Origin of the sequence: Wolbachia endosymbiont (group A) of Therophilus tumidulus (assembly GCF_964277345.1) — a bacterium.
In the GTDB taxonomy this organism is placed as follows: Bacteria; Pseudomonadota; Alphaproteobacteria; order Rickettsiales; family Anaplasmataceae; genus Wolbachia; species Wolbachia pipientis.
In genome coordinates this window covers 802,870-826,415 of the sequence record NZ_OZ195515.1, presented here as the reverse complement: position 1 = coordinate 826,415, position 23,546 = coordinate 802,870, and the positions used below count along the sequence as shown (strand labels likewise).

The following is a 23,546-nucleotide window of genomic DNA, read 5'->3' as shown; positions in this document are numbered from 1 at the left end:
GGGTTTTTATGTCTACATCACTGATTATCGGTCTTGCCTTCTTGGTAAGTTTTGTCCTTTCGTATAAATTGCTAAAGAAAGTGATAAAAAATGCGCTTAACAATAAGCGTAACAAAAGCAAATTTTCAAGTGAAGAAACTGAAAAATTCAGGAAAGATATGTTGGAGTATTACAAAAAATCTTCTAAAAAATACAAAGAATTAGATGCAGAAGTTAATAAAATGATGAATGAAGCACTTGATAAAGCTAATAGTATCATTAAGCACAATAGACAGCAGCTAGATCAGACATTAGATGACAATGCCCATTCTAACTTGAAGAAAGTCACTGACCAAGTTGAAAAAGCTCTTGGAGATTTACAGGCTAACACAGCGAATATAGCTGCTGATGCTGTAAAAAAAATAATGCATGAACGTAAAGATGATAAGCGTAGTAGCGAGGTCATATCTTCATTTTCACGTGACTTAAATAAAAAATTGCATTAGGTTCAATGCAACAATTGCCTATACTTCAAGCTGATAATGTAGAAAAAATTAAGTTTGATTCTAGTTTGTGCAAAGAGCCAGAGAAACTTTTTTACTATAAATTTAATATAATTCCTTGGCAAAAATTAAATAATACTACTTTTTTTATGGTTGAAGACACAAGCCGAGATATCAACCGTTGGGTCGAAGCTCATTACGGTATTGACTATGTATTAATAAAAGTGGATAGCGAACAGATTTTAAATCTTCTTAACTCGCACTTTGGTATTTCAGAATTTGCAAGCAACTACTTATATTACAAGAATCCTAATTTTTCAGCCAAAAGCATTAAACTAAGCTCAATATTTTTTGCTTCTTTCTTTATTGTAACTTCAATTTTAACACTAACAGAGAAATATACATATTTTGCTTTGATGTTGATATTTATAATCGGATGTTCTAGCTATTTATTCAAGTTTATAGCTACAATTTTTAACTTATGTGAAACCTCCAACCAAAAAGTGGATTATAGTAAGCTGAGTGAAGAAGATTTTCCTATATATACTATTTTATTGCCTGCTTTTAAAGAAAGTGCAGTGATAGAGCAATTGGTTGAAAGCATTGAAAGTTTGGATTATCCAAAATCAAAATTAGATGTGAAGCTTCAGGTAGAAAGTGATGACCAAGAAACGCTAGCAGCTATAGAAAAGTACACTTTACCGCAGTATTTTGAAGTAATAAAAGTGCCTCATTCTTTGCCTAGAACAAAAGCCAAGTCATGCAATTATGCTATGAGCTTTGCTAGAGGAAAGTATGCAGTAATATATGATGCGGACGATAAACCAGACCCATTGCAGTTAAAAAAAGCACTGATTGAATTTAATAAGGACGACGATAAGCTTGCCTGTGTACAGGCGAAATTAAATTACTACAATTGTGATTATAATTTTCTCACAAAATTCTTTTCTCTGGAGTATATGAACTGGTTTCAATACTTATTGCCTGGATTCCAAAAAATGAACATGCCGATGCCTTTGGGTGGTAGCAGTAATCATTTTTCAGTAAAAATTCTAAAAAAAGTGTTTTTCTGGGATGCTTATAGTGTTACCGAAGATGCTGACCTTGGTTTGAGACTTGCACAAATGGGATATAAAACCAGGATGATTGACTCAGAAACATTGGAAGAGTCACCAATTGCTGTATTTGCTTGGATTAAGCAAAGAGCGCGCTGGATCAAAGGCTATATGCAAACTTATATTGTTCATTTAAAAAATATAAAGTCACTTTATAAACACACTGGATTTAAGGGAATTTTGCTATTGAATCTTTTTGTTGGCTCTGCAGCTTTTATATTTTTTACTACTCCATTTTTACTGCTTTCATTGATATTAACTAAAGTTTTAAATGAATTATTTTTGTACTACTTTGTAGTGGTATACGTTACTAACCTGATTCTTTTGGTAATAGCTGTCAAACAGCAAAAGATGCCTTTTTATTTTTATATAGTATCGATATTTTTTCCGGTCTATAGTCTGCTACATAGTGTTGCAGCTTTTCTTGCCTTATGGGAATTTATTCTTTACCCTGAGCGATGGAACAAAACTCAGCATGGTTTATGGAAGCAAAACCTGTAGCTATTTGGCTTTTTCTCTGCTCGGTCATGGTAATTCTCATGGTAGGGATTGGTGGATTTACCAGACTTTCAAAAGCAGGATTGTCAATCACGGAGTGGAAACCAATTACTGGAACATTACCACCACTGAGTGAACAAGACTGGCTACAAGAAAAATTAAAATACGAAGCTACACCTGAATATAAAGCACTTAACTATGGTATTAGTATGGAGGAGTTTCGCGCTATATACTTAATAGAATATGTACACAGATTGGTTGCAAGACTAACAGGTTTAGTTTTTGTCCTGCCATTTATATATTTCATATTAAGAAGAAAAATATCTAAAAAGGTAGTAATAAAGCTATGTTTGGCATTATTATTTGGAGCTTTACAAGCTTTTGCTGGTTGGTATATGGTTAAAAGTGGTTTAGTAACTGAACCTCATGTTAGCCACTATAGGCTTGCACTTCACTTATTATTAGCATTAATTATCTTTGCATTATTGTCATATCAATTTTTTGATTACCAAATATGGATCCCAGTGTTACGTACACAACTATACGAACATTGCAGTATAAGAGTAATTTTCACCAAGAAAGATGTCATCCCAGTGCCCAGACACTGGGATCCAGAAAACTTAACTTTAAATAAGTGGCTGCATAGTAAAAGCTGGATTCCAGTGTCAGCTACTTTCATGACACCATTTGCTGTGCAATTTATTTTCAAAAGTAAGCGTTCGTACAGTTGTGTGTCAGCTACTCGGATGACAGGATTTCAATCTACTAACAGTAGTATATATTACACAATACTTATTCTGATTCTAATTGTAATACAAATAATTTTCGGCGCATTTGTTGCGGGATTAAATGCTGGTTTGATTTACAATACCTTTCCACTAATGGACGGACAAATCGTTCCAGAAGATTTATTTTTCTTACAGCCTATATGGCTGAATATCTTTGAGAACAGAGCGACAGTGCAATTTATACATCGAGCACTGGCATTGCTAATACTAACTTTGGTAGTAATACTCACAGTAAAAAATGCTAGCATAAAACCGGTATATATTATGCTGCTCTCCGTCGTCATTCAGATCATTTTAGGTGTAATTACTCTATTATTGCACATACCAATAGCCATTGCCATAGCTCATCAAGTGTTTTCATTTATCTTGTTTGGGTCAAGTTTGTACTTCTTATGTTATTTAAGAAAGCAGACTACATCACCAATCTGCAAATTTTTTCCTTCTTGAACGGGAATATTTTTTATCACCATTGCTGCTTCAGCACATATGATATTTTCCATTTTCATTGCCTCCACCACAAATAAAGGTTGTCCTATTTCCACCTGATCTCCTACATTTACGTGCAATTTAACTAATAAACCAGATATTGGGGATTTTACAGCATCTGCTGAAATCCCTTCTGTTTCATTATTTAGCATTAACCTACTTAATTCAGCTACATGAGGCTTAAATATACAACACTCAGCTTTCATGCCTGCATGCCTTATGAAGTACTTGCTGCCTTGTCTTTCTATTTTAAGTGCTATATTGGTATCGTCATTAATTGTGATATATAGCAATCTATAACTTGATTTCCACTTGCCTATAACGGAGTATTTATTGTGATTATATACCGTTATTAATATATTATCTTGGTATTTTGCATTTACGGAGTACTCATTGTCATTTATATTCACTATGAATAAATCTCTTGCACGGTCACCTGCCATCCGAGTAGCTGATACTGGTGCCCCTTCTTTTTTACTAGATTCCAGTGTCACGCACTGGAATGACACCTGAGATGTTTCATTCACTGCTTTATGATGGTACCTTTCTTCATTTTCCAAATGAACATATAACGCAGTGAAAATAAATATTTTAATATACTCCTCTGTAACAAAATCGCCGTGAAACCCACTAGGGTAATGATCTGGAATGAATCTCGTATGGAGCTTTGCTGCGATAAAATTTGGGTGATGGAAGATGGATTCTAGAAATTCTATATTATTTGTTACTCCTTCTATATAGCATTCAGACAATGCTTTTTGCATTCTGCTGATCGCTTCTACTCTATCTTTTCCATATGTTATCACTTTGGCAATCATCGAATCATAGAACATGCTAATTTCTGAACCTGCAGCAACTCCATCATCTATTCTTACATAATCATTTTCACCCGGTTTATCGTAATATTTTATTCTTCCGCTGGAAGGGAAAAATTTCTTCGATGGGTCTTCAGCGCAAATTCTACTTTCTATTGCAGAACCAGTAAGTTTAATATCATCCTGATTGAATCTCAATTTCTCTCCACAGGAAGTTCTAATCATTTCTTCTACTATGTCTATTCCAGTTATAAATTCTGTTACTGGATGCTCAACTTGCAATCTCGTATTTACCTCAAGAAAATAGAAGTTTTGGTCTTTATCTACAACAAACTCAACAGTGCCTGCTGAAAAATAGCCAACTTGCTTTGCCAGAGAAACACATTGAACATACATTTTTTGTCTTACTTCTTCACTAATGAATGGACTTGGCGTTTCTTCTATTATTTTCTGATTATTCCTTTGTATCGAGCATTCTCTTTCTCCAAGACAAACTATATTGCCATATTTATCTGCTATGATTTGTATTTCAATATGTCTTGGCAACTCTATATATTTCTCTATAAAGATACTGCCATCCTTAAAACTTTTCTCTGCTTCATTTGTGGCTGATGTAAATGCTAGTTCAATTTCTTTTTTGGAGTTTACAATTCGCATTCCTTTGCCACCACCGCCTGATGCAGCTTTGAGCATAACGGGAAAACCGACCTCTTTAGCAACTTGAGCTGCGTGGGCAGCATCGCTGATCTTACCCATATATCCTGGCACTACATTCACTCCAGCTTTTCTTGCCGCTTCTTTTGCTGTTATTTTGTTGGCTGTAACTTCTATTGTTTCTGCACTGGGGCCGATGAAGTCTATATTATGTTTTTGAAGAGCACGTGGAAAATCTGGATTCTCTGCTAAAAAACCATAGCCAGGATGAACTGCCTGCGCACCTGTTTCAACTGCTACTTCACATATTTTTTCAATGTTTAAATAACTGAGGCAAGATGGCGAAGGGCCGATATATCTTGACTCATCTGCTTGTCTTACATGCACAGAATTTACATCTGCATCCGAGTATATGCACACACAAGATATACCCATCTTATGGGCAGTTCTGATAATCCTGCAGGCAATCTCTCCTCTGTTTGCTATTAAAATCTTACTGTACTTCTTTTCTATCATCGTATGAGTATACTTTCTGAAGTTAAGAAAGTAAATTTCTATATCATTGCCTGCAAGTAATTTCTAGCTTCATCAAACACCTAAACTTTCTCCTGCAAGTTGTACATTAGCATTTTCCACTAAAGTGCTTTCGTTATGCAAGGCATGTATCTCGCTACATGCTTTAACTGACAGGTATGTGACTCCGCCAGAAGCTATTGCAACCATCGAGCTTAGTGCAAAAGATTGAGAAACTAAAAATAAAAAGTATAAAGACAAACATAAAGCAGCGATACATGCTATCGCTCCTATTATATATAAGCACAGGTGAAACTTCTGGTTACATATAAAGCTGTCTTTTATGCCTGCGATTTGCTTAATTTCTTTCTGTTGTGCAGCATTTAAGTAATAAAGAGGAGTTTCCCTCTTCTTATTAAAAGCATAGCCTTTACTGCAGAGCGCATCTTTAATATATTTTTTATTACATTTGAGTTCCTCTTTCAATCTGCTTACTTCTTTCCGATCTCCAGCTTCTTCTGCTTTCGTAATTTTGTTATTAGCTTCCTTCTCTAAGTCATTCACAATCTCTTGTACTGCAGGCAGCAAAATTCCACTTCTTGCTGCTTCATGAAATGGATTATCTCCATATTCATTATGCGCAGTTACAGAAGCAATGTTCTTCTTACAAATGTCTACAAATTTACCTTTGTTTTGTATTCTTGCAGCTAAATGCAGGAGATTACCTGCCTGTACTCTTTGTTTTGTTTTATCAAAAGGGCCGGTGTAACGCCAATTGATATTAGCTTCATTATCTGAAAGCAATTTTGCTATATCTACAAGTCCATCCATAACTCACCTCGCTATATTCAACCAATACTAAATTATACAACACAATTTATGAAAAACAAGTAAATTTTATCTCTCAGAACCTGTCTTGAAAGGAACTAAGCAGCTAATTTAGCAAGCATAATAGTAATCATATTAAAGGAGATATTAGTTTTTGAAGTAAGAGGAGAATGCTCATAATCCTTGCTCATACGTCTAAAATTGGAAAGCCAAGCAAAAGTTCTTTCAACAATCCACCGTTTAGGAATAACTTGAAATCCTACAGCATCAGCTGCTTTTTTAGTAATCGTCAATAAACATCCTGTTTTCAATAAACAGTAATTTTGCAATTTACCAATATATCCCTGATCAGCGAGAAACCTTTGTAGCGTTGGAGCTTTTCGTTTAGCTTGAGTAAAAAGATTTAGAGCACCATCACGATCTTGAATGCCTGCACTATGAACATCAGCTGTAATAATTAGGCCTATTGTATCCACAATGATGTGACGTTTTCTACCCTTTATTTTCTTGCCAGCATCATATCCTCTGGATCCCCTTTTTGAGTGGTTTTCACTGATTGACTATCAATTATTCCTACCGAAGGTATTTCATTTTTGCCAACCATTTTTCTTACCTTTTTTACTAACATATCGTGTATTTCTTCCAATTTGCCACTATTACGCCACCTGAGAAAATAATCATACACCGTTTTCCATGGCGGAAAATCTTTTGGCAGCATTCTCCACTGGCAACCACCTTTCATTATATATCTTATTGCATTAATAATTGTTCTAATATTGTGCTTTCTTGGCCGTCCTACTGCACCTTGTGCAACACTTGGCTCCAAAATTTCCCATTCTTTGTCACTTATATCACTTGGATACATTTTTACCTACTATTTTTTACTTATCTCATCATATTCTCTTTCTCATTTCTTTTCAAGACAGGCTCTCAGAACAAATAAATTCTAAATTGTTACAAACATAAATTTTAGCTATCATCATTTACATTACTGTAACAGACAAATATGCCAGGTATAGTCACGAGATTTGCTCCATCACCAACAGGATTTTTGCACATTGGAGGAGCTCGTACTGCGTTATTTAATTGGCTCTATGCAAAGCATCATGGTGGCAGGTTTTTGCTAAGAATTGAGGACACCGACAGAAAACGTTCAACACAAGAAGCAATTGATGCAATTATAGAAGGGCTAAGATGGCTCGGTATGAGCTATGATGGGGAAATAGTATATCAGTCAAAAAGAATAGAGCGGCACATTGAAGTAGCAAACCTTTTAGTTGAGAGGGGTAGGGCGTATCACTGTTATTGCCCTGAAGATGAAGTTGCAGAAAAGAAAATAAAAGCAAGAGAAGAGGGCAAGATATACAAGCATAAATGTACTACAAAACCTCCTTCTTGTCATCCAAGTAGCCGACACTGGGATCCAGAAGAAAATATGTGGTCACGCGCTGGAATGACATCCGGTGTGAGGTCAGTTATCCGTTTCAAAGTGCCAGACTCACAAGAGATCGTTATTGATGATAAAATATACGGCCAAATCAAAGTAAATAGCAACCAGCTTGATGATATAGTGATCTTACGCTCTGACAACACTCCAACATATATTTTTGCTGTCGTAATTGACGATCATGATGCTGGAATAACTGATATAATACGCGGTTCTGACCATCTCACTAATACCTTTAAACATCTGCTAATATACCAGGCTCTTGATTTTGACATTCCACGCTTTGCACATGTGCCGCTTATCCATGGGGAAGATGGGAATAAGCTATCCAAAAGGCATGGTGCCACAAGCGTTTGCGATTATGAAAAGATGGGAATATTGCCAAAAGCGATGCGTAATTACTTGCTGAGACTTGGCTGGAGTCACGGCAACGATGAGATTATTAGCGATGAGCAAGCAATAGAGTGGTTTAATTTAGAAAGTATTGGTCGTTCACCTGCACGGCTCGATTTCAAAAAACTGGAGCATTTGAATAACCACTATATTAGTAATATGAGCAATGAAGATATTCTGACTCTAATGCTTAGAGAAAATACTCTAACTGACAAAAAAAAGGGCTATTTACTGCAGGGACTGACAGAGCTAAAAAAAAGAGCAAACTACCTGACCGAATTATTGGATTTAGCAAAATTTTATATTCAAGATCCGCCACTTGATTTAAGTGAAGAGGCTGAGCAAATTGTCAAATCTAACCTCGATATAATCAAGTTACTCGCGTCATTTCTGTCAAAGATCGGTGATGAAAATTGGAATAAGGGTTTTTTATCTTCTCAGATCAAGGAATGTGCAAAATTGCACGATATGAAAATAAGCGATGTATACCACTCATTACGCGCCCCTATAACTGGAGTAATGGATGCACCTGGAATCATTGATATCATGGTGATTCTTGGTAAAGATGAGTGTATAAGAAGGTTACAAGCAATTTAAATGAAATAAGAAAATTACTTGACATCCTTCGCCAGCCCCCTTATCATGAAACTGAAGCTATTGTATTTGCTTTCGCCAATCTGCAGATTAAAAGGTAAGGATTACTTAATGTATCGGCGTCTTATGTTCAATTTTTTGCAGTATATAGATACTGTATGTCTTTACAAAACTTCATCTACATCTAGATTTTTATCTAAATAAGCTGAACGCGCTTATAAAGCGTTACAAGACATCAAAAAATGCCAATACTCGACAGAGATAGTAAAAGACTAGCTAACTCGGGGATTCTTTGTCTTTTTTTCTGCTTGGTAAATTTCTTAAACATTTGCAGCGTAGGTTAGTTGCAATTAAAAGCAGCTGAATTTCGCTTGTCAAGCGTTTAAAACATAAAAAACGCCAATATTTTAAAGCGGATAATAACCACGGGGCTTCTTTTGCCTTTTTTTTCGTTTGGTAAATTTCTTAATATTTATAGCTAAACGACAATCGTCATCCCGCTGCTTGTTAGCGGGATCTAGAGATACCGCGAATGAATCGCGGTATGACGGTTCGTGGCGGTATGACGGTTCGCGGCGGCATGACAATAAGCTCGTCATCCCGCTACGTGTTAGTGGCTGAGATACTGCGGCGGTATGACGTAGGATTGCTGTCATCCCGCTACTTGTTAGCGCCGCGGCGGCATGACGTCTTAACTATAGAAAACTTGTATAGATTTTTTCTACTTCTGTGATATCATAAGCCTGTAATGATAAAATAAGTAAATATGGGTAAGTCAGCGTATGAGATCATAGAACATGAGTATGACGTGGTAGTAGTAGGTGCAGGTGGAGCAGGGCTCAGAGCAACGCTTGGGATGGCTGCAACTAATTTTTCAGTTGCCTGCATTTCTAAAATTTTCCCTACACGAAGTCATACAGTTGCAGCACAAGGCGGAATTAGTGCAGCTTTAGGTAATATCGGTGAAGACGATTGGCGCTGGCATGCATATGACACAATAAAAGGTTCAGACTGGCTTGGTGATCAAGATGCAATAGAATATATGTGTAAAAACGCTGCTAAAGCTGTTATTGAACTTGAAAATTTTGGCGTACCTTTTTCTCGTACAGAAGATGGCAAAATATACCAGCGTTCCTTTGGTGGAATGACAACTCACTTTGGTAAAGGAAAATCAGCGCAGCGCACTTGTGCGGCAGCAGATAAGACTGGGCACGCAATCCTTCACACTCTATATCAGCAGTGTCTTAAATTCAACGCTGAATTTTTTGTTGAATACTTTGTGATTGATTTAATTATGGATAGCGAAACATGCTGCGGAGTTCTTGCTTGGTCGCTATGCGACGGCACATTACATAGATTTCGTGCGCATAGAGTGGTGTTAGCAACAGGTGGATATGGACGTGTTTATTTCTCTGCAACAAGTGCGCATACCTGCACAGGTGATGGTAATGGCATGGTAGTAAGGGCTGGATTACCACTTGAAGATATGGAATTTGTACAATTTCATCCAACAGGAATATATGGCTCAGGGTGCCTGATGACAGAAGGATGCCGTGGTGAAGGGGGGTACCTCGTTAATTCTCAGGGCGAGAAGTTTATGGAACGTTACGCACCAAAAGCAAGAGATTTAGCTTCCCGTGATGTGGTAAGTCGCGCAATAACAATTGAAATTAGAGAGGGAAGGGGGGTTGGACCAAAAAAAGATCATATGTATTTAACTATAGCGCATCTTGATCCGGAAGTAATAAAACTCAGATTGCCGGGCATCAGCGAAACCGCAAGAACTTTTGCTGGAGTTGATGTCACTAAAGATCCAATACCGGTCATTCCGACTGTTCACTATAACATGGGTGGCATTCCAACCAATTATTATGGAGAAGTGATCACGCTGAAGCAAGGTAAGGAAGAAGTGGTAGATGGACTATTTGCAATTGGAGAAGCTGCATGTGTTTCTGTGCACGGTGCAAATCGACTTGGTTCTAACTCGCTTCTTGATCTTGTGGTTTTTGGTAGAGCTGCAGCGCTCAGAGCAAGAGAGAAACTAAAATCCGGTACACCACATAAAAAATTGCATTCAGACTGCACAGACTGGATAGTAGATAGATTTAATAAAATGCGATTTGCCTCCGGTGGGCTAAAAGTAGCAAAAATACGCAGCGAAATGCAGAACACTATGCAAAAGTACGCATCAGTGTTCCGTGTTGCTGAAGTTTTAGAAGAAGGCAAAAAAGCTATAAAAAAGGTAGCAAAAATGATGCCTGATATTTCACTTGAGGATCGCAGTATGATGTGGAATAGTGATTTAGTTGAAGCACTGGAGCTTGCTAACATGATCCCACAAGCGGTTATTACCATGGAATGCGCAGCTAATCGCGAGGAAAGCAGAGGTGCCCATGCTCGTGAAGACTTTCCTGAACGTGATGACAAAAACTGGATGAAGCACACTATAGCGTGGCTTGAAGAAAAGAAAGGGCAAATTAACGTAAAAATTGATTATAAAAAAGTGGCTGAAAAAACTCTGAGCGGTGAGATTGATTTCATAGCGCCAGAGAAGAGGGTTTATTAGTCAGCCCATCTAAGCTTATTTATGAATTGACGTAGTATTGATATATCGCTCATTTTGGTAGCTGGGTTTTCTGTATGCTCTGATTGATTTTGTTGTCTTTTTGCTGCTAGGTCTTCAGAATCATTTCCTAAATTCTGTTGATCATTGTCAATAGGGTTCTTCGAAGCTTGATTCTGCTCTGTTGTTGAATTAGAGCGGTTTTTGTCGTTAAATGTGTCCTGTGCTTTGTTGGTTGATTTTTCAAAAAGTTTCTTAATACCACTAAATCCTAAAGTTAAAGTAAGACATATAACTCCAGCAGTAGCTATGATAGGAATGGCTGCTCCAATTGCCATTTGACCCTGAAAGAAAGCAAATGTTACCATTGCAATAACAGTAATCGTTATCGTGATTGCTAACAGTTCGCGGGTCCTTTTTGCTGGATCTATGAATCCTGCTACAGCAGATACTCCTTTTTTTATACCAGAACCTGCTTCTTTAATGCCAGACTTGCATTTTTTTGAAGCAGTTTTACAGTGGTATTTTTCTTCAAGCTTCTCTTTTAGTTCTTTAGCTTTCTCCTGTGCTTTCTGTGGAGTCCCTGAATAATCTTTTAGATCTCGTAAAGTTAAATAGTACTTTTTAGTATGGAATTCTGGATCTTTTAACCACAAAGAACCAGAATCACCGTTTTGTAATAATGCTGCACAAAACTTTGTTGTATTATCATAATTAGTTGCTAAATCAAAAATTGTTTCTTGCGATAGGTGTTCGATACTTCTTTTTTCTGCTTTTTTCTTTAATGCCAATTCTAGGGGTGTGCTCCCTTCTCCATTCTTAGCATTTATAGCTTCACCTAATTTATCTTTAGATATTGTTCCATTTTTTACTAAACCTAAAATCAATTCCAAACATGTAACTTTTTGTTCTCCTTTGAATGAAGCAATATAGTGCAGAGCATTTTTTTCATCTTTATCTTGCACAGTAATATCTGCACCGTTTTGTAAAAATAACTCTAAGGCTTTATATCTATTTGTTTTTTCAAATTTTCTATCTGTACATGATCGATCCTCATTCTTTTCTTTTATATGCTGAAGCAACTGATGAAGAGGTGTTTGCTCTTTCCCGTTAACAGCATTTATAGCCTTACTAAATTCATCCTTACCTAAAGTCAACTTCAAACATGCAACTTTTTGTTCTCCTTTGAATGAAGCAATATAGTGCAGAGCATTTTTTTCATCTTTATCTTGCACAGTAATATCTGCACCATTTTTTAGCAATAGTTCTAGGGTTTCATACCTTTTAGTTTTTTCAAAATTTTTACCTGTACATGATTGTTTCCCGCTCTTTTTTTCTATATACTGAAGTAATCGGTGAAGAGGTGTTTGCTGTTTGTTTCGAGTATTTACCAGTTCTTTGTTTTTTTCTAGTATAAGCTGAGTAAAGTTACACTTTGCTTCTTTCTTTAATGTCACAGCACAGTGTAAGACCGTATCACCATTTGCATTTTTAGTAGTAATATCATCACCTCTCTGTAGCAAATCATTAAATCTATCTATATTTTTATCTGAAACTGCTTTATGTAATGGGTAACCACCGTCGGTAATTTTCGCGATTTTAATTACTACCGAGTTTTCTGTCTTTTGGTCTAACTTAGACTTCTTTACTGACTCTGCTAATTTTTCTAAGAAATTACGATAGTATGTCTTTTGCTCTTCTTTTAAGTCTTGTAATTCTTCTTTAGACAACTGCAAATCATCAATATTTGCTCCTAATTTGAGCAATTGTATAGCAGATACTATTGTATTATCGTAGTGTGGTATAAGTTTTTTTAAAGGTGTTAAAATTTTTCTAGGTGTAGTCTCAAAACTATGTTTTTCTTTTGTTACTTTACTAAGTAACAATGCTTGCAGTGGTGTTTGACCGTTGCCATTTTTATCGTTTACAGCTTTTTCAAGTTGTGCTTTAAGTTCTTCCTTCTTACTCACATTTAGTACTGTATTTAAAAAATCAAACTTTTGTTTTTTCTCTAATTGTGTAACTATTAGGTGTAAAATATTATTTCCTTTCTCATCTTTTATGCTGCTAATATCCGTACAATCTTTTAGATATTTTCTAAATTTCCTGTTATTTCCATTTTTGATCGCTTTTAGTAGTAGAGCATTGTTATTTGTTATTTCGTTGCTTATTTCTACTTCATGATCATCTTCAACATCACTGCCGTAGCCACTCTCTGTTTCGCTGTCCCTACGGTTGTGGGTAAAACAATATCTGCTATTATAAGTAATTTCTGAAATTGCTTGCTTTACTCGCTCTTTTGTTTCATTTGATATTTTTTTCGATCGTTCTATTGCTTTATCTAGCACTGGAAGGAAGCATTGGACATAATACCTATAATATTTTTCTTGTTCTCTAAGTGATTCTTCTAATTTAGTTAATACTTCAGGACTAGCATCTTTTTCAAATAACCTTTTACACTTCTTGAGGGTTCCATCTTGACCTCTTGGTTTTTCACGCTTGTGTTCTTCTTTTTTTACCTTTCTCTCTATAATGCCATACAATTGCTCGTCTTTTCTATCCTGCTCTTGCTTTTTATTTTTATCTATGCATTCACCTAATTTATCTGCATTAGTAGTTAGTGCAGTTATATCTATACCCATACTAAAACCTCAATATTAAAAGCTATTTAAGTTGTCAGCACTAAACTAACAACCAAGAAGTTTGACTTTTAAATTGAGCTAAACGTTGTATATGTATAGGTGGAAAGGCAGAAAATTAATTTCTGTGAGAAAATTTGCCGTCATAGTTAAACCTCACTTGAACAGTTGCTACTATTTTAACCATTTAATCTTAAAAAATAATAAATATAGCTAAACTGTGAAATGTGCTATTGGCTAAAATAGGATAAGAAACTATAGCTGCAAATATCCAAATTGATGTTTTTATCAGTCTTCCAGACTTGGTTTTTCTTTTAGTTTTTTAAGTCTTTCTTTATTTAGTATGGAGCTTATCTCTTCTACACTTTTATCAATATCATCATTGATTATTACATAATCATATTTATCACGTTTGCTTATCTCTTTTTGAGCTTCGGCTAATCTGCGCTCTATTTCGCTTGCATCATCACTATTACGCTTTTGCAAACGCAACCTAAGCTCTTCCATTGAAGGGGGAAGTATAAAAACACTCACAACTTTTTTTCTCATGAGCTTGAATAAGTGAAATGCTCCTTGCCAGTCTATGCTGAGTAAAACGCTTATTCCACTGCTCAGGTTTTGCTCTATAAAATTTCTTGGTATACCATAAAAATTCTCAAAAACTTTGGCGTATTCAAGCATTTGGCCAGCTTTGCATAACTCGTGAAATTTTTCTTCGGTAACGAAAAAATAGTCTTTTCCATTTATTTCGCCGGGGCGAGGCTTGCGTGTAGTCATAGAAACAGACCTAACTAAATTAGTTGATTGCTCAAGTAATTTTGCTGATATAGTAGTTTTTCCAGCTCCAGAAGGGGAGGATAGAACCAATAATACGCCCTCACTTTTTACGGTCATTTTTCTTTGCATTTTTTAACATGGTGCTTTTTGGATCAGAGTTTAAAAAGCTAGAACCTTCTAAATTAGAATTTGATAAGTTGGTGCCAATGAGAGAAGAGTTATCAAAGACAGTATAGCGCAAATCGGTCTTTTCAAAATTTGCCTTATTCAAATTAACGTTTACAAACTTTGCTCTACTCAATGTTGAATTAGAAAAATCGGCATTTTCTAAATTCATATTCTTAAATTCAAAGTAAGAATAATTTACATTAAATTTTTCACCCTGTGATATTTTCTCTTGCAAATCTCCAATTGAAGTTATAGCATTTTCTAACCCTGCAAGTTTTTTCTGTCCTTGATTGTCAATCAAAATCGAATTATCAAACTTGCAATCTGTTAAATGAACATCAGCAACTGAACTTTTATATATGCTTGAAGAGTGAAAAGACATATCACTAATTGTTGAATTACTCAAATTGCTAAGAAAAAAACTAGTTTTCCTAAAGGCATTAGCGTGAAGCAAAGAAGATCTGAAATCGCTTTCAATAAAATTTGAATTAGTTACTTTTAAATTGGACCAACTCGAATTATCAGCTAATAAATTAAAGAATGTTGAATTTTCTATTTCACTAGAATCAATATTATGGCGAGAAAGTGTACTGTTATAAACTTGAGAGTCTTGGATTTTTATCTTATACATTGAAGTTGTAGAAAGGTCTGAATCTTCTATCTTCACATAGGTGAATAGTGAATGGTCAAAAAATGAGCCATTCATGTTAGAATTTGCAACTTTAGTATTATGAAACTTTCCGTGACGAATGTCAGCATTAGAGACATTAACTTGATGCAGTTCACTAAAACTAAAATCAATATTGGATAAATCAGCATCATGAAGATTTGCTTCAGAAACATATGCATGTTTTATCTTGGAACCATTTAGTATAGATTGAACAAAACTTGAATTATCGTCATTCACATAGGAAATTTGTGTGTTGCTTAAATCAGTTTCGTCGAAGTTACTGTTAATTATGATAGAAGAATTAAGGCAAGCATCGGAAAGATTGCTACCTGTAAAGTCTGATTCTTTTAACTCTGCACCATATATGTTAGCATTTTTTAATGAAGAAAATTGTATCTTTAATTTATATGCATCCACTCCAAAGAAACTTGCATTATCAAGGTTGTTTTTCTGCATAACAGTATCGTTTATTTCACTATCACTAAAATTTACGTGGCTAACATTCGAGTTTGATAAGTTGGAGAAATTCATTTTCACATTCGAGAAATTAGTATGCAAACCAATTACGTTGTGCATACTTACTTTTTTGAGATCGGAACTGATAAAATCAGCATAACTAACATTAGACTGATCAAATACGATATCTGTTAAGTTTGCAGAAACAAATTTTGTAAAACTCAAATTTGTACCTTTTATTTTAATGCCATGTAAATTAGCATTGGAAAAATTAGCACCACGTAAATCAACATCAATGAAAGACACATCGGATAAATCGGTGTTAGAAAAATCGGCACCAATCAGACTTACTCCATCAAAAACAGATTTACTTAGGTACAGTTGGTTAAAATTAGCTCCATTTAAGTTAGAACCAAAACCTTTCTTAAAATCTTCTGGCACGCCCTCTTTGTGGCACTGCACCAAAAATTCAGCAAAGTCTTTTTTACTGTAAGATACGTATTTTGCATCACGCAAAGCGTTTAAAAAATCACTAATCTGATTTTTTTCATCATTTGTTTCGTTTCCATAACATAAATGACCAACTAAAATTAATATCAAAAATCTAATCATCTTGCTTATCGCACTGTATTTCTTTCGTTTTCACAGCCCAATCGTACATTGCTGAGCTTTCTTTATTGTCTATTTTTCTATCCTCCAAAAGATGTGGCATCATTTCGGCAATCGCATTTATTATATTGATCTGCTTTTTTTCGATTGCTATATCAATTGGGGATTGAAAATTATTGTTAACTACTCTAAGATCAGCACCTTGTAATAAGAGAAAGCGCACTATGTCTACCTCACCTTGTTTAACTGAATAAATGAGAGGAGTATCACCCAATTTATTTCTAAACCTTAGTATCTCTTGAATTGTTAATCCAATTTTTTCTAGCTTACTTATTACTCCTCTTAAGCAAGTTAAGTTGTTCTTCTTAATGCAGTAAAAAAATTGCTTACTGTAATCATCAATAAACACAGTTGTAGGAAGATGCTCATTAAGGCTATCATATTGTCGTTTATATATTGACTTGCTTTGTATGTCTTTATGACCCCATTCTTTTATTGGTTCTCTGTTTAGCTTTGTCCATTTTTGTAAACTTTTCTTTTCACTTTGCTCTTCTTCATCTTTTTTAGTTATAGGTTTTACTCTATTGCGGTCCTTGGAATTACTGTTTGTTTCTTTCACTTTTTTTTCTTCAGACTGATTCTCTACTTTTTCTTTTTTTCCCTCTAATAATTGACTCGCATCACTTTTTGAAAGTTCATTATCTTTTATATCAATCCTCTGATCAGCTTGTAGATTTTTTTGCGGGTTAGCTGTATTCTCATTTAAATCAGCACTTAAAGGCAAAGGCTCTGGTTTCAAATCTTTATTCACTTCTTTATTGGCCACATTTGGTAAATTTTGAGCAAATTTGTCTGTGCTTCCTTCTAGCTGGTCATTTGGCAAATCTTTATCAATCCTTTCACCTTCACTTATAGTTTTTTCAACCACGAAAGCTTTGTTCTCGTTGTGTTGCAGTTTCTCTTTATCGGTAGTGCCGTCTAATCTTTTGCTCTCAGCCTCTTGTGTTTGTTTAGCATCGACGTTGCTTTTTAACTCATCTTTTTGATTTGTGCTATCTTGCTTCCTTACACCTACATTTTCGTTTTTATGAACTGATTCAATTTTCTTTTCTTCAAGCTGCTCTACGGCAAACAGGATGGGTGATCCGAATACGACAGCTAATAATATAAAATATAAAATATTCTTCATAAATATCCCAAGCATAAGCTTAATTAAAATGATACTATAATCAAATGATTAATCTACAGTAAAAAATGCCTTAGGATTTAATTTATAAAAAAACAATAGATTTTTTGTATCTGTTCAGGGGCATCGCAAATATTGAAGCAAAGTGGTCAGTGCTTACTGTACGAACATTGTGATTTGAGAGCAATCTCCGCTAGGGAGGATGTCATCCCAGTGCCCAGACACTGGGATCCAGAAAACTTAACTTTAAATAAGTGGCTGCATAATAAACTACACATTAAACCTAAAGTGCATTATATCACCATCTTGCACGATGTAATCTCTGCCTTCAAAGCGAATTTTTCCTGCGTCTTTGCAAGCTGATTCACTTCCATACTTTATGTAGTCTGCAAAGCTTATTGTCTCTGCTTTTATAAAGCCTTTCTCAAAATCAGTGTGGATCACACCTGCTGCTTTATCGGCTGTTGACCCTATTTTTACTGGCCATGCCCGTGCTTCTTTGGGGCCCACAGTAAAGAAAGTTATCATACTCAGCACTTCATACATAATACGCGCTACTCCATCAAGGCCTGATTCTTGTAAGCCAAATTCTGATAAAAAACTCTGTTTTTCCTCTTCACTATCAAGATTTGCAATATCTGCTTCGAGTTTTGCTGAAATGCAATAAAATTTGCTTTTATTTTCCTCTGCCATTCTCTCTACCTTTTTAGATAATTCATTGCCAGTTATAACATTTGTATCTTCAACATTGCAAACGTACATAACGGGCTTTGTTGTCAGCAATTGAAGCGACTTCATCTCATCTCCATCGATATTCTCCAAACTTCTTGCAGGTTTACCTGATTTTAAAGTAGCTAAAACCTCTTGCATTAATTCAAGTTGTCTCTTTAGCTCTTTATCACCTTGCTTTGCTTTCTTTTCCAATTGAGGAAGCCTTTTTTCTATGCTATCAATATCAGCTAGGATTAATTCCATTTCTACCACTTCAGCATCTGATATTGGATCTATTTTACTGTGTATATGGCTGATGTCGTCATCCGTAAAGCACCTGAGCAGATGAACGATGGCATCAACTTCTCTGATATGGCTTAAAAATTTATTGCCAAGCCCTTCGCCTTTGCTCGCACCCTTTACCAGACCTGCAATATCTACAACTTCTAATTGGTTGTAGATTACCTTCTCTGAGCCTGCAATTGCTGCGATTTGTTTCAAACGTTGATCTTTTATCGAAATCTTGCCTATATTTGGCTCGATTGTGCAAAAAGGATAATTTGCAGCTTCGGCTGCACTTGACTCTGTAAGTGCATTAAATAAGGTTGATTTTCCTATGTTTGGTAACCCAACTATACCGCAGTTAAAGCTCATATTTGCTATGTAAAATTATAACTATTGCATAATTTAAAAATTTCTGCTATACTTAATTAGTTGCTTATTGACAGTTTTGTTGGTATAGTAATATATAGCTTAAATTAAGGTAAAAATTATGGCTGAATCTAGGAAACGGAAATTACCAACTAATAGCCAAGTAGTTAAATATAATACTACAGGTGATGGCAATTGCTTTTTCCATGCTGTGTTTGGAGAGAAAAAAGGTAATTCTGATCCATATAGAGCTGAAAGAGCGCAAGATATGAGAATGGAATGGCACAAATTTTTAAGTCAATTTACATCTTTAGATGATGTAAGTATGCCAGATCCTTTAAGAGCTCAGCTAGAAAAGGTTTTTGATGCGTTTTTAAACACACCAAGAGATTTAACCGGTAAGTCCAAGAAAATGAAAGGATTAGCTGAACAAACAAATAAGAAAATCGAGGAAGCTGACAGTAAGACTCAGGAATTAAAAGAAGAAATTGTAAAAAACTTTCGTGATGATGGTGACTTCAGAAAAGTAATATATCCAGTAATAGAAAGAGCTATTAATGAGCGTAATGAGCGTAATATCGACTCTCCGAGAGACCAAAAAACTTTGCTCAGTGTTGAAAACTTGCTTAAAGAAGAAAATAAGGAGAGGTTATATGATGATATCACAGAAGATCTTGAGTCTTGTGCATTAATATTGAATCCTAACTTCAGTGAAAAGGAGTATGGTAATACATATGACCCTAAAGTTATAAAAGATTCATTTTTTAACGATGAAGTTCTCTATAAAGCCTATCTAGAAGCAATAGAAAGTAAAAGTTATTTTCCTTTCATTGAAGAAGTTCAGATATTAGCTTCTTTAGCTAATATTGAAATTAATGTCCATTGTGAAGTTAGTGGTAGAGAGAAGCAACAAAAGTTTGAGCCAGATCCACAAATGATAAATAATGATGATCAGTTAAATCAGGTATTTAATCGTGAAAGTTATAAATTAAATGATGAGCTATGGGGTAGTAAAGAGCGAGAAACAATATATCTTGGAGGGAATCATTACTCTAGAGCTGAAATTGTAACTCAAGAATTAATAAGACAGCAGCAAGAACAAGAAGATTTCCTATTAGCAAAAAAACTTCAGGTAGACGAGATCTTAGAATATTGTAACCTTTCAAAGGATATCTCTGAGAGAGCAGAGGTTGAAAAGGGATTTGATAAGTTATTGGCAGAAAATGCTGATGGAAAAATTGGTGATGTTGTAGGGCAGTGCGTTAGTGATATAAAGCAGCGCATAGAGCAGCAAAACCCTTCAAGCCTACCAAGATGTAGTATGGAGGAATCAAGAACAGAAAAAACATTTCATCAACAACAAATATCACAATTGGAAGTGTAAAATAAATCTTCATAGCTCTGTATATTTTTATATAGGGCTTTTGCAAGCATTTCATATAATATGAACTTGCAGTACGTACTAACCTAAATGCAAGTTGACCATGAGACTAGTTTAATTATTGATGCCATAGAGGAATTTGGTGGTGAGGCTAGGCTTGTCGGCGGATGTGTGAGAGACTCAATTTTGCAGCGTGATGTTCACGACATCGATTTAGCTACTAATTTGCTTCCCAATCAAACGATTAAAGCGCTAAAACTCCGTAATATTAAAACTATTCCAACTGGCTTAAAACATGGAACTATCACTGCGGTTCTAAATCAAAGATCTTTTGAGATCACAACACTAAGGCATGATGTGAAATGTGATGGTAGGCATGCAAAAGTAGAATTTACCAATAATTGGCAAGCGGATGCTTCAAGGCGCGACTTTACATTTAATGCTCTGTATGCAGATAAGCATGGCCATATATATGATTACTTTGGTGGTATAGAGGACTTAAAAGCGCGAAGGTTAAACTTTATAGGCAACGCTGAAGATAGAATTAAAGAAGACTATCTACGTATTTTAAGAGCATTTCGTTTTCATGCAAAAATATGTGTCGGAGATTTGAGTGATGAAATACTAAGCGTATGCAAAAAGCATTCGCATATGATCCAAAACCTCTCTGGAGAGAGAATAAGAGATGAAATACTTAAATTGCTGGAGTGCAATGATCCTTTTCCAACACTTAAGAGCATGCAAGAATCTGATGTTTTGCAAAAGATTATCCCAAAAGAAGTAAAATGCGAAATTCTGTCTTCGCCACTTCTTTTGGGCACTGATGCACTAGTAAAATTAGCGTTACTCCTTAGGACTACTAAAAAAAATGACAGGCTAAGTCTTGGAGAATATGTAAGCAAATTTTTACGTCTTTCGAACAAGCAAAAGAAAAAGCTGCTATTTTTACTATCCAACGATATCAAAACAGAACTCTCAGAAAAAGAGCAAAAAAAATACATATCTTTATTTGGTAGAGAATTATATTGTGATTTAGTGAAAATTTGTGGTGTTGAGTCTGGAGAAAATGTTGATGAATACATTTCATTTGCTAACACATTCAATATTCCAAAATTTCCTTTATCTGGCGATGATTTAATAAGTATAGGTCACCAGCCAGGAAAAAGTTTAGGTAGAAACTTGGAATTGCTAAAACAACATTGGGAAGATAGCTCCTACACTTTAACAAAAGAGGAGCTGGTGCTTTATGCTAAGAACCTATTCTAACTGCTTTCTGACTGTTCAATGAATGTATGCTTGCAATATTAGGGGAACTCATAGAGGAATTAGGTATATGTTCTTTTTTAGCTTTTTCTGTTAATTGATATTCGTTTACTCCTCCTTGAGTTTTATTACACATTCCCTGATCTGGAGATAAAAATTTATCTCTTATGCTTAATGCCAGTTGTAACTCTTGAATCTTATTTGAAAAACATTTCATTTTAGCCTCTGTTAATTTTCCTGTAACAATTTCTTTAAGCAATTCTCCTGAGTCGTTATTATTATTATTCTTGCTATTAAAGCTGTGCAAGATAGAGTCTACAATCTTATTTACCCCTTCTTGTTTGTTAAATTCTAATTTTTTTACGCATTTTCTAACAGAAGGTGACAACTTGGCTTTTAACGTGTCATCTCGTAGTTCTTTACCCATATTTTTTCCAATGTTACAATGTTCGTTGACAACTTCTTTAACCTTAGCTTCTATGATCTCCCTTGCGGATTGTTTCAAATTACTTTCTAATAATTCAAGCAGCTTACTGCTTTCAAATTTGCCATCATCTTGATTTGATAGAGACTTTATAGTTTCATTAAGCACGTTATGGCAAAAATGTTTCTCTTTAAATTCAGGAAAACCTTTTTTTAACTCCTCGTTTTTCCCAGATAAAAAGTTATTGAGACCCTTATCCCTAGAAAGCTTATTGGGCAAGTTTCGTAATTTTGAAAGAGTTGATTTTGCAGTAGATACTGTACTCACTGCACCTGCCTTTTTAGCCAATTGACCTTCTTTTGCTTCCTGTAGTTTCTTAGTGTCAGCTTTCAATTGACCTTCTAAATCAATCTCCAATTGTTGTTTAGATTCTTGAACACTTTGTAATTGCTTTCCCAAGTTCTCCATTTCACCCAATTGAGCAGTCAATGTATTCACACTTAATCGTAGAGCTTTGTTTTCATGACCTAAGTCACTGACTTTATTTTCTAATTCAGTATTTTTGTCTTTAGCCTGACACAATTTATCAGTCTGTGATTTAAGTAAAGCCACTAATTTGCTAGCTTGCCATTGTTGATTCAATTCAATTAATTTATCCTCCTTGTCCTTTAACCTACTCTTAAGTTCTATTATTTGTGCTTGCAGACTTTCATTATCTTTCCTAGTAGCTTCAATTTCTTCTCCTTGCTCTCTTATTATCATGTATTGATCAAATATAGTTTTCTGTTGTTCATCAACTTTATCCTGCATTGCTTTTTTATCTTGTTTGTATTTGGTTAGTTCCTCTTCTCGTTCGCCTGCATCTTCTGTAAGTCCCTTATAACTCTTTTCAAGTCCTTCAATTGCAGATCGTAATTCTCTATTTTCTTCTTTTAAGGAAGCATTTTGTAAACGTTCAAGTTCTAATTCCTGATTTATGCCCTCCAGCTGTTCTTCTAATGCTTCATCATCTTCCTCTGTTATCAATGCTACTTCATCAGTCTGAACCCCTCCATCTTTGTTTATCACTACACTTTGGCTCTCTTTCTCTACAACTTCAGGTTTTAAGTCAACTTGAACACTTCCATCTATTGTCTTAAAAGCATCAGTTTGAACTTCATTGTTTGCAGTAGTTTTATCGTAGTACAAAATATTTTCTGCCCATCTATTCCATCTCTTGGGCAATATTCGTCCAATCGTTTTTAGATATAACCAAGCAAATACAGTAGACCAGCTGTATTTTTTTTCCTTTCGCTTAATATTAATTTCATAATTAACCTTATTATTAATATTTAGCATAAAATTACCTTATTTTTTAACTTTAATTTACAGAAAATTTTAATAGTAATAAAATTATATATATTAGTATAAATGTTAAACAAATACTAACACAGGT

At 35.0% G+C, this 23,546-nt stretch carries 16 protein-coding genes; 7 read left to right on the top strand and 9 right to left on the bottom strand.

What is annotated here, in order from left to right:
- Positions 1 to 8 precede the first annotated feature (8 nt).
- The 3 genes from ACICQD_RS04510 to ACICQD_RS04500 are packed head-to-tail and all read left to right on the top strand — an operon-like array spanning position 9 to position 3,330.
- Positions 9 to 485, top strand: a complete 477-nt coding sequence (locus ACICQD_RS04510; protein ID WP_065094793.1) for a hypothetical protein — start codon at positions 9 to 11, stop codon at positions 483 to 485.
- Positions 486 to 499: 14 nt separating this feature from the next.
- Entirely contained in the window at positions 500 to 2,098 is a 1,599-nt protein-coding gene (locus ACICQD_RS04505; protein WP_319606398.1) for a glycosyltransferase family 2 protein, read from the top strand.
- Entirely contained in the window at positions 2,056 to 3,330 is a 1,275-nt protein-coding gene (locus tag ACICQD_RS04500; RefSeq protein WP_395461658.1) for a COX15/CtaA family protein, read from the top strand. Before ACICQD_RS04505 ends, ACICQD_RS04500 begins: the two co-directional genes overlap by 43 nt.
- Here ACICQD_RS04500 and ACICQD_RS04495 read toward each other — a convergent pair.
- The 3 genes from ACICQD_RS04495 to ACICQD_RS04485 all read right to left on the bottom strand — a co-directional run bounded on the left by ACICQD_RS04495 (position 3,279) and on the right by ACICQD_RS04485 (position 7,044).
- Positions 3,279 to 5,354 carry an acetyl-CoA carboxylase biotin carboxylase subunit gene (locus ACICQD_RS04495; RefSeq protein WP_395461657.1) on the bottom strand — a complete coding sequence of 692 codons (2,076 nt, stop codon included), beginning with the start codon at positions 5,352 to 5,354 and terminating at the stop codon, positions 3,279 to 3,281. The genes ACICQD_RS04500 and ACICQD_RS04495 overlap by 52 nt on opposite strands.
- A 72-nt stretch (positions 5,355 to 5,426) precedes the next feature.
- Positions 5,427 to 6,182: an ankyrin repeat domain-containing protein gene (locus tag ACICQD_RS04490; protein WP_010962589.1), complete on the bottom strand. Its 756-nt coding sequence runs from the start codon at positions 6,180 to 6,182 to the stop codon at positions 5,427 to 5,429.
- 95 nt (positions 6,183 to 6,277) lie between these two features.
- Positions 6,278 to 7,044, bottom strand: a protein-coding gene (locus tag ACICQD_RS04485) for an IS5 family transposase (protein ID WP_395461441.1) whose coding sequence is annotated in 2 segments (ribosomal slippage) — positions 6,278 to 6,717 and positions 6,717 to 7,044 — 768 coding nt in all. Because the reading frame shifts where the segments join, the coding sequence is not laid out codon by codon here.
- A 141-nt stretch (positions 7,045 to 7,185) separates the two neighbouring features.
- Between ACICQD_RS04485 and gltX the strand changes: the two genes are divergently transcribed.
- Positions 7,186 to 8,616 carry a glutamate--tRNA ligase gene (gene gltX / locus ACICQD_RS04480; protein ID WP_341820298.1) on the top strand — a complete coding sequence of 477 codons (1,431 nt, stop codon included), beginning with the start codon at positions 7,186 to 7,188 and terminating at the stop codon, positions 8,614 to 8,616.
- 763 nt (positions 8,617 to 9,379) lie between these two features.
- A complete protein-coding gene (sdhA, locus tag ACICQD_RS04475) occupies positions 9,380 to 11,179 on the top strand; it encodes a succinate dehydrogenase flavoprotein subunit (protein WP_395461656.1) in 1,800 nt (599 codons plus the stop codon).
- Here sdhA and ACICQD_RS04470 read toward each other — a convergent pair.
- The 5 genes from ACICQD_RS04470 to ychF form a co-directional block, all read right to left on the bottom strand.
- Positions 11,176 to 13,818 carry an ankyrin repeat domain-containing protein gene (locus ACICQD_RS04470; RefSeq protein WP_410542149.1) on the bottom strand — a complete coding sequence of 881 codons (2,643 nt, stop codon included), beginning with the start codon at positions 13,816 to 13,818 and terminating at the stop codon, positions 11,176 to 11,178. The genes sdhA and ACICQD_RS04470 overlap by 4 nt on opposite strands.
- A 285-nt stretch (positions 13,819 to 14,103) precedes the next feature.
- A complete protein-coding gene (gmk, locus tag ACICQD_RS04465; protein WP_395461822.1) occupies positions 14,104 to 14,709 on the bottom strand; it encodes a guanylate kinase in 606 nt (201 codons plus the stop codon).
- Positions 14,693 to 16,498, bottom strand: coding sequence for a pentapeptide repeat-containing protein (locus ACICQD_RS04460; protein ID WP_070356815.1), 1,806 nt, complete (start codon positions 16,496 to 16,498; stop codon positions 14,693 to 14,695). Before ACICQD_RS04460 ends, gmk begins: the two co-directional genes overlap by 17 nt.
- The gene (locus tag ACICQD_RS04455) at positions 16,491 to 17,684 is read right to left on the bottom strand and encodes an ankyrin repeat domain-containing protein (RefSeq protein WP_264329703.1); all 1,194 of its coding nucleotides are present in this window, start codon (positions 17,682 to 17,684) and stop codon (positions 16,491 to 16,493) included. The genes ACICQD_RS04460 and ACICQD_RS04455 overlap by 8 nt, the downstream gene beginning before the upstream one ends.
- Before the next feature lie 267 nt (positions 17,685 to 17,951).
- Entirely contained in the window at positions 17,952 to 19,046 is a 1,095-nt protein-coding gene (ychF, locus tag ACICQD_RS04445; RefSeq protein WP_395461655.1) for a redox-regulated ATPase YchF, read from the bottom strand.
- Between the two features lie 118 nt (positions 19,047 to 19,164).
- Here ychF and ACICQD_RS04440 point away from each other — a divergent pair, with 118 nt between their 5' ends.
- Both ACICQD_RS04440 and ACICQD_RS04435 read left to right on the top strand, forming a co-directional pair.
- Complete coding sequence (locus tag ACICQD_RS04440; protein WP_395461654.1) at positions 19,165 to 20,427, top strand: hypothetical protein; 1,263 nt, start codon at positions 19,165 to 19,167, stop codon at positions 20,425 to 20,427.
- A gap of 87 nt (positions 20,428 to 20,514) precedes the next feature.
- On the top strand, positions 20,515 to 21,690 hold the full coding sequence (locus ACICQD_RS04435) for a CCA tRNA nucleotidyltransferase (RefSeq protein WP_395461653.1): 1,176 nt from the start codon (positions 20,515 to 20,517) through the stop codon (positions 21,688 to 21,690).
- On the opposite strand, the gene ACICQD_RS04430 is transcribed toward ACICQD_RS04435, so the two are convergent.
- Entirely contained in the window at positions 21,674 to 23,449 is a 1,776-nt protein-coding gene (locus ACICQD_RS04430) for a hypothetical protein (protein ID WP_395461652.1), read from the bottom strand. The genes ACICQD_RS04435 and ACICQD_RS04430 overlap by 17 nt on opposite strands.
- Positions 23,450 to 23,546 lie beyond the last annotated feature (97 nt).

Coding starts and splice junctions, on each gene's coding strand:
- ACICQD_RS04495 (WP_395461657.1), bottom strand. CDS start 5,354: ATGATAGAAAAGAAGTACAGTAAGATTTTAATAGCAAACAGAGGAGAG.
- ACICQD_RS04460 (WP_070356815.1), bottom strand. CDS start 16,498: ATGATTAGATTTTTGATATTAATTTTAGTTGGTCATTTATGTTATGGA.
- ACICQD_RS04440 (WP_395461654.1), top strand. CDS start 19,165: ATGGCTGAATCTAGGAAACGGAAATTACCAACTAATAGCCAAGTAGTT.
- gltX (WP_341820298.1), top strand. CDS start 7,186: ATGCCAGGTATAGTCACGAGATTTGCTCCATCACCAACAGGATTTTTG.
- ACICQD_RS04470 (WP_410542149.1), bottom strand. CDS start 13,818: ATGGGTATAGATATAACTGCACTAACTACTAATGCAGATAAATTAGGT.
- ychF (WP_395461655.1), bottom strand. CDS start 19,046: ATGAGCTTTAACTGCGGTATAGTTGGGTTACCAAACATAGGAAAATCA.
- ACICQD_RS04430 (WP_395461652.1), bottom strand. CDS start 23,449: ATGCTAAATATTAATAATAAGGTTAATTATGAAATTAATATTAAGCGA.
- ACICQD_RS04435 (WP_395461653.1), top strand. CDS start 20,515: ATGCAAGTTGACCATGAGACTAGTTTAATTATTGATGCCATAGAGGAA.
- ACICQD_RS04500 (WP_395461658.1), top strand. CDS start 2,056: ATGGAACAAAACTCAGCATGGTTTATGGAAGCAAAACCTGTAGCTATT.
- ACICQD_RS04510 (WP_065094793.1), top strand. CDS start 9: ATGTCTACATCACTGATTATCGGTCTTGCCTTCTTGGTAAGTTTTGTC.
- sdhA (WP_395461656.1), top strand. CDS start 9,380: ATGGGTAAGTCAGCGTATGAGATCATAGAACATGAGTATGACGTGGTA.
- gmk (WP_395461822.1), bottom strand. CDS start 14,709: ATGACCGTAAAAAGTGAGGGCGTATTATTGGTTCTATCCTCCCCTTCT.
- ACICQD_RS04455 (WP_264329703.1), bottom strand. CDS start 17,684: ATGAAGAATATTTTATATTTTATATTATTAGCTGTCGTATTCGGATCA.
- ACICQD_RS04490 (WP_010962589.1), bottom strand. CDS start 6,182: ATGGATGGACTTGTAGATATAGCAAAATTGCTTTCAGATAATGAAGCT.